The sequence below is a fragment of the Methyloceanibacter sp. genome (assembly GCF_051306395.1).
Taxonomy (GTDB): Bacteria; Pseudomonadota; Alphaproteobacteria; order Rhizobiales; family Methyloligellaceae; genus Methyloceanibacter.
The window spans coordinates 1-2,367 of sequence record NZ_JBPPND010000077.1 but is presented as its reverse complement, the minus strand read 5'-3'; the positions used below and the strand labels follow the sequence as shown (position 1 = coordinate 2,367).

Annotated in this window: 1 protein-coding gene and 1 pseudogene; both read right to left on the bottom strand. The window is 62.0% G+C overall.

Going from position 1 to position 2,367, the window contains the following annotated elements; genetic code table 11:
- A partial coding sequence (locus tag ACSLE4_RS04890) for a DnaJ domain-containing protein (RefSeq protein WP_435903355.1) occupies positions 1-418 on the bottom strand: 418 nt, incomplete at its 3' end.
- A gap of 278 nt (positions 419-696) precedes the next feature.
- Positions 697-2,145, bottom strand: a pseudogene (locus tag ACSLE4_RS04885) (IS1182 family transposase); the annotation flags it as partial.
- Between the last annotated feature and the right edge of the window lie 222 nt (positions 2,146-2,367).

Here is a 2,367-nt window from a genome sequence, read left to right as displayed (position 1 = left end):
AGCGAACATCCTGGGGCGGCATGCGGAATGTGGCGCCTTCTCCACCACGCCCGCGAAAGAGGTCAGCGAAGATGTCATAGTCGAAGTCGTCCGCGCCGTTGCCTTGGGCCGCGCCCGATTCTGCGTGGCGCCGATAGCGCATATTCGGATCGGCCTCGGCGTACTCGCGGTAGAAGTGACGTTCCGGCTGACGCTCCGTCCCGGTCTCGTCAATCTCGCCGGTGTCGTAACGCTTGCGCTTGACCGGATCGCCGATGATGTCGTTGGCTGCGTTGATCTCCTTGAAACGTTTCTCGGCCTCCGGCTTGCCCGGATTGAGATCGGGATGCGTCTCCTTGGCAGCCTTGCGGTAGGCTTTGCGAATATCGTCCTGACTAGCAGTGGGCGCCACGCCGAGCGTCTCGTAGGGATTGGCCATGCAGTCTCACTCTCGTTTCGGTCCGGCAGCCGCGCTGACCACAGAACTTAAGGTATGCAGCCTGCCTGAAATCATCAACGGCGTATGCTCATCGTCATCTAGTGGCCCAGGCTGTGTGAGAACTGCCGAGTTCGCCGTTAGTTCGGCCGGATCGGCGCGAGCAGCGTCCATTTTTCGCGTCCGGCCATCCGGAAGCACCAGATCAAGCCCACAGAGCGTCTGATGAGGTCCTGGAGCGTATCTGCGCGCACGGATTTCGAGCGCATTCGGGCCATTCGTGCCCGCATTGCCTGCAGCAGACCACCGACGCCGAGGATGTTCATGACGCGCTTCATGTTGTAGGCGAGCACGTTGAGCGCCATCTCGGTCGCCACCTTCGGCAGCGTCGTCGTGAGGAAGTGCGTCCAGCCCATCCAGCATTTGATCGTGCCGAAGGGATGCTCGGCCGTCGAGCGGCGCACTGTCATCGCACCAAGGTTGCGGTCGAGCCGGGCTTGCACTTTCTCCAACACTGCCTCGTGCTCCCAGCGTGAGATACGCCGTTCGGGTCCAGTCGTGCACTGGGCTTTCAGCGGGCACTCGGCGCAGGCCGTCGTCCAGTAACGGCGGATCATCTTGCCCCGCTCCTCGCCGGTGAACCGGTAGATCAGCGTCTGACCTGCAGGGCAGCGATAGACATCGTCGGCGGCCACATAGACGAAGTCCTGCTTGCCGAAGCGACCCTCCGCCTTCGATCCCGACGTCAGCGGCTTGGGCAGCATGACCGTGATGCCGGCGTCCTCGCAGGCCTTGATCTGCTCGCCCTCGTAGTAGCCGCGGTCGGCCACGACATAGAGCGATGTTGCGCCCATCTCGGTGCGCGCCTGCTCGGCCATAGTGGCGAGCTCGTGGCGATCGGTGCCAATATTGGTCACCTCGTGCGCGACGATCAGGTGGTGCTTGGTATCGACGGCAGCCTGCACGTTGTAGCCAACGATGCCCGTGTCCTTGCCGCTGGTGGCCATCGACCGCGCATCCGGATCGGTCAACGAGATCTGCTTGTCCTCACTTTTCATCATCTCAGCGTTGATCGCGTTGAGGCGCTTGGTCTCTTCCTGCAGTTTAGCGATCTTGTCCTTGAGCCGCGTGATCTTGGCCTCCGGCACGGCCTCGCCGCCACCGATGGCCGCCTGACGATCGGCAGTCACGAGCTGCTCCATGTAGCGATCGATGCTCTCCTCGATCCGCTCCAGGCGCCGCTGCATCTTGGCTTGCGTGAAGTTCTTGTCGCGCGCGTTGACCGCCTTGAACTTGCTGCCGTCGATGGCCACGCTCGGCTCGGCCAACAGGTCCAGCTCGCGGCACAGCAAGACGAACGCACGGCACGCCTCACGGATGGCTTTGCCGTTGTCTTTGCGGAAGTCCGCAATCGTCTTGAAGTCGGGCGCCAGCTTGCCGGTCAACCAGATCAGCTCGATGTTGCGCTGGCACTCGCGCTCCAGCCGCCGGCTCGACGGGATGCGATTGAGATAGCCGTAGATGTAGATCTTGAGCAGGGTCGCTGGATGATAGCCTGGCCGGCCTGTGTCCAAGGCTTGGACGTCGGCAAAGCCGAGCTGGCCGAGATCGAGCCCATCGACAAAGACATCGACGGCTCTGACTGGGTTGTGTTCACTGACGTAGTCGTCGAGCTGCGCGGGGAACAGGCTGGTCTGCCCGCGATCAAGTCCTGCAACGAACCCCGCCATCGACCCCTCCGCCGAATCACTTGGAAAACGTAGCATCCGTGCACGTTTTCACACAGCCTGGGCCACCTGCAGACTCAGGCGGCGCAGCGTTTGTTGCATCGCAAAACGTACCGAAATCATTTGCGGACATTATCGATCCGGCTTCGGCGTCGCTGATCGTAGGAGGTGCGATGTCCGCAACCGAAGCCTTCACGGCAGCATTCTTCTCACGGTTCCGAGAGC